This is a genomic window from Pseudomonas sp. K5002 (assembly GCF_013386655.1).
Lineage (GTDB): Bacteria > Pseudomonadota > Gammaproteobacteria > Pseudomonadales > Pseudomonadaceae > Aquipseudomonas.
Genome location: NZ_JACARK010001445.1, coordinates 1 through 597, shown reverse-complemented (window position 1 = coordinate 597; position 597 = coordinate 1). Strand labels below are relative to the sequence as shown.

At 66.0% G+C, this 597-nt stretch carries 1 protein-coding gene; it reads right to left on the bottom strand.

The genetic code is table 11. From position 1 onward, the window contains the following. Positions 1–597: condensation domain-containing protein (locus HX846_RS37085; protein WP_178967446.1), on the bottom strand; the 597-nt coding region annotated here is incomplete at both ends.

Sequence of the window (597 nt, the reverse complement as noted above, 5' to 3'; positions counted from 1 at the left end):
GGTGCCGTGGCGCTGGCTGAGGGCCTTGAGCCCGGCGCTCAGGCGCTCATCCAGGTGCACCTCGACGCTGCTGCCGGCGTAGTCCTGCTGGGCCGGGCGTGGACGGTCGGTCGGCAACATCAGCAACGCCGGCGCACCGGCCAGGGTGTGTTGCCAGTAGCTGCTCTGGCGATGCAGCACTTCGCCGCTCAGCCACAGGCGCTGCCATACGGCAAAGTCGCTGTACTGGATCGGCAACGGCGGCAGTGGGTCAGCCTCACCGTGGCTGAAAGCCTGGTACAGCGCCATCAGTTCGCGGGTCAGCACGCCCATGGACCAGCCATCGGACACGATGTGGTGGATAGTCAGCAGCAATACGTGGTGATCGTCGGCCATGATCACCAGGCGCCCGCGCAACAGCGGGCCGCGCTGCAAATCAAAAGGCGCCGAGGCTTCGCCCTGGATCAACGCGTCCAGCACCTGCTGTGCTTCGGGGTGGCGACGCAGGTCCTGGACTTGCAGGGGCATCACTTCTTCAGGCGGCACGATCAGCACCTGGGCGTCGTCATCCTGTTGGGCAAACCGGCTGCGCAAGGTCTCATGCCGCGCAACAATCCG